Source organism: Streptomyces sp. UW30 (genome assembly GCF_008042075.1).
Lineage (GTDB): Bacteria > Actinomycetota > Actinomycetes > Streptomycetales > Streptomycetaceae > Streptomyces.
In genome coordinates this window covers 1-3,935 of the sequence record NZ_RDBN01000067.1, presented here as the reverse complement: position 1 = coordinate 3,935, position 3,935 = coordinate 1, and the positions used below count along the sequence as shown (strand labels likewise).

Annotated in this window: 1 protein-coding gene and 1 pseudogene; both read right to left on the bottom strand. The window is 74.0% G+C overall.

Annotated elements, in window-relative coordinates; genetic code table 11:
* Positions 1–44 precede the first annotated feature (44 nt).
* Positions 45–1,163 (bottom strand): annotated as a pseudogene (locus tag EAO75_RS43660) (PucR family transcriptional regulator ligand-binding domain-containing protein); the annotation flags it as partial.
* A gap of 115 nt (positions 1,164–1,278) precedes the next feature.
* A complete protein-coding gene (locus EAO75_RS43655; RefSeq protein WP_148000699.1) occupies positions 1,279–3,705 on the bottom strand; it encodes an ATP/GTP-binding protein in 2,427 nt (808 codons plus the stop codon).
* Between the last annotated feature and the right edge of the window lie 230 nt (positions 3,706–3,935).

Sequence of the window (3,935 nt, the reverse complement as noted above, 5' to 3'; positions counted from 1 at the left end):
ACTCCGCCATCGCGCTGCTGACGCTGACGACCGAGCGCTCACGGTCCCTCCGGCACCACCAGCACCGCCTCCCCGGCGCGGGCCGCCGCGGACTCGACGATCTCGGTGAGCGCGCCCAGGGGATCGCCGTTCGCCTCGGAGGCGGCGACCAGCACCGCGGCGGTCGCCTTGTTGACCGGCACCCGCGTCCCGGAGTCCACGACCCGTGCCGCCGACACCGACGCCGACTCGGCGACGATCACCCGGAACGGCGCGTCCAGGAGCCCTCCGTACAGGCCCCCGGCCACGGCCCGCGCATGGTCCGGCTGCCCGGCGAGCAGCATCCGCAGCACGGCAGCGCCGACCCGCTGTTCGGCCGCCTGGAGGGACCGTGAGCGCTCGGTCGTCAGCGTCAGCAGCGCGATGGCGGAGTGGACGGCGTACCGCTCCGCCGTGCCGAGCGCGGCCGCCGTTCCCACGGCCAGGGCCGCTTTGGGCCGACGGCCCGTGCCGAGGGTGTGCAGTTCGACCCGGTCCTCGTTCTCCGGCCCGCCCACCACGGACGACGCCGGCGCGGGCCGCTCCCGCAGCCGCTCCACGTCCGCCGTGAGCCGTGCCGCCCGCCGCCCGGCCCACTCGGGCGCGGTCGCGACGACGGCACCGGAGGCGTCGTACAGCGCCGCCCAGCCGTCCACCTGCGAGGCCAGCCCGGCCAGCAGGCCTTCCGGCCCGTCGGTCAGCGCCTGCTTGGTCAGCTCCCGCTGTGCCGCGAACCCCGCCGTCACCGCCCGGTACTGATCCGCCGCGATGGCCGCCGACACGGCCTTGCTGATGGCGAGGAAGGGCGTGCGGCGCGGCACCTCCAGCAGCGGCAGGTCCTCCTCGGCCGCCGCGTCGACCAGGGCCTCGGGGATGTCGTCGTAGTTGACGCCGACCGCGAAGCCGAGGCCCACCACACCCGCGCCCGCCAGGCGCCGCACATAGCGCCGCATCGCCTCGGGGTTCTCGGCGTCCAGCTTCAGCGCGGTGATCAGCAGCAGCTCCCCGCCCTCCATGTAGGGCACGGGGTCGGTGAGCTCACTGGCATGCGCCCAGCGCACGGGTACGTCCAGGCGGTCCTCGCCCGCCCGCACGGTCAGCTTCAGCGCGGAGTGGTGGACGAGCGAGGAGAGCGTGGGGGGCATGAGGCCTTCAAGTCGGTGTGATCTCTGTGATCTTTTGGCCGCCATGTATGAACGACCTGTGTCGATTCTGCCTCACCGTACGGTCGCCGCGTGGCCTCATACCCGTATACCGAGGTCACCCCCGCAGATCCACCAGCAAGGGCGGCGCGTGCTCGCCCTCGACGCTGGTGAGCGACAGCACCGCGTGCCCCGGCGGCACCCCGTGCGCGAGGTCGGACGCCGACCACCGCTCCCGCTCGACCTGGCGCACGGTCACCGCCTCCGTCGTCACCGCCTTGCCGGTCACCAGCTTGCGCAGGGCGTGCATGGCCCGGGTCATCGGCTGGTCGGCGAAGACGGTGTGCCGGGCGACATCCTTGGTCTCGACCCACTCCGTTCCCCAGGCGTCGGCGAACCGGCTGCCGTCCCAGGTCGTCACCCCGGCCAGCGCCATCCGGCAGCCGACCGCGCCGTACAACGGCCCATGCAGGGGCTCCGGCACATCGGAGACCGTGCGCAGGGCGAGCACGACACCGGCGTTCTGCGACCGCAGCCGCTGGATCCGCCGCACCGACGTGGGGGTGACGGCGCCGGTGGCATCGTCCAGGACCAGGCTGACGAAGTGCTCGCGTGAGGCTTCGCGCGCAACGCCCGCGAACTGGGCCAGCACCAACCGGGCGATCAGGCGGGAGGCCTGTTCGTGACCGTGCTCGGGCAGGTCGATGCGGACGCGCAGCGGGTGGTGGGCGACGGCACGCAGCGAGAACGGGCGGATCGTGTCGCCGCCCGAGCCGAAGAAGTCGGCGAACGCGGGCCGGTCCAGCAGGGCGAGCCGGTCGGCGAGCGCCGGACCGGGGTCGCCGGAGGTGCCGGTCTGCCGTGCACGGGCCTCCAGTTCGCGGCGCATCGCCGTGTGCCGGTCGTCGGCTAGCCGCCGGCGCAGGTCGGCGAGGGCCGCCGGGTGCCCTTCCAGCAGTTCCCGCAGGACGGGCAGGGCAGGGAAGCGCCCGTAGGCGGCACGGTAGGGGCCCAGGAGTTGGGCGAGAGCGGTGGCCGCACGCTCGGCGCCGACGGTGTCGAGGTCCCCGGCCAGGGCCTCGGCGAGGAATCCGGCCGCCTCGTCGGGGTCGTCGGAGTCGGCGTACGGGTCGAGGTCGTGCACGGAGGCGGGGTCGCCGACGCGCACCACGACGTCGTACGACGAGTCCGACCCGACGGGTGTGCCCGCGCTGGAGACCACGACGACCGCGCAGCTGCCGGTGAGCGCCTGGAGCGCGAGGGACTCGACCACCGGGGCGATCACATGCCGGGTCTTACCGGCGCCCGACGGCCCGACCACCAGCATCGAGGTGCCCAGCGTCTCGCGCCCGAGGGCCGCGCCCACGCCGCCGTATGCCAGCGGCGCGCGCTCGGCGGCCGCCCACTTTCCGATGCGCACCTGTCCGGTGAGCAGGTCGTGCCGGGCGGCGCGGCCGTGCAGGTCCCGGGCGCCGGAAGGATGCGTGAACGCCGCGCCGGCCTGGCGCAGCACCGTGTCCGTGAAGACGGCGAGCCGGCCCTGGCGCCGGGCCCGGACCCAGCCGTGTTCGACACGCGCACAGTCGACGTCGTTCATCCGCCCGGCGAGCACCTCGGCGGTGAGCACCTCGGCCGCCTGGTGCTGTCCGGCCTCCCGCAGCTCGGGCCAGCGGGCGCGGGACTGCTCGGCGACCGACGACGCGTCCTCTTCCCGTGCGGCGCGGCCGCGGGCGGCAAGCCGGCTCCGGGCCAGGGACCACCAGCCGCCGAGCCTGGCGAAGGGCCACAGGACGGCAAGGGTGATGAGGGCGTAGAGCGCGTCCGTCGCCCACGGCGACTCGTAGATCCCGTACCCGTCGCTGATCAGCGCGATCAGCGAGAACAGCGGGTTCACGATCGGCAGGGCGTCCCAGCCGACGCCGGGGAAGGCGTCCGGGAACACGAAGCTGAGGGTGATCAGGCCGCCGAGGGCGGCGAGCAGGGCGCGGGCGGGCTGGGGCCTGTGGCCCACCACGTGGCGGACGACGGCCGGCCAGCCACCCAGCCGGCCCACGGCGTAGACGAGCAGGGCGAAGAAGAGCCCGTTGTAGACCTGCAGTGCCTCCACGCCCGGGTACTGGATCGACTGGTCCTCCAGCCGCTTGGGCGAGGCGAGCGTGCCGCCCCACCACCAGTCGTCCGGGGTGAACAACCGCAGGAACGTGTACTGGTACGGGATCGCGCCGCGCCGCCAGAAGGACCACACGACGAGCGCCACGGCGAGCGGGATCAACATGCCGATGACGGTCACGGGAGCGAGCCGCTCCCCGTTCGGGCCCGCCTTCGGCATGCGGTAACCGAAGCGCCAGATGCCGGTCCCGGCTTCGGGCCGGGATTCGTCGAGCCAGGCGGCGACCGCCTCACCCTGGCCGCTCTCCTGCCGCCTCGGCGCCCCCGGTTCCCACGCCGGCCGCGGCGGCACCGCGGGCGCGTCCGGAGGCACCGCCGGACGCGGCACAGGGTTCGCGTGCGTGCCCCGCGCGTCGTGCGTCCCGTCGCTGTCCATCGCCCTTGCCCCCTGACCAGCCGTTCCATCCGTGCCATCCACCATCAGCGAGTCAATCTAACGCCCTCTCCTGGGGAGTTCACCGCTTACACGGCCGACGGAACGGACCGAGATGCTCCGGTGGTCCTCGGGCACCGGGAGCGCGGGACGGCGACCGCTATGTCCACCACGGACAACGGATGCTCCTGACAACGCCCACATGGAGCATGCCCACCCCCCACTCCACGCCC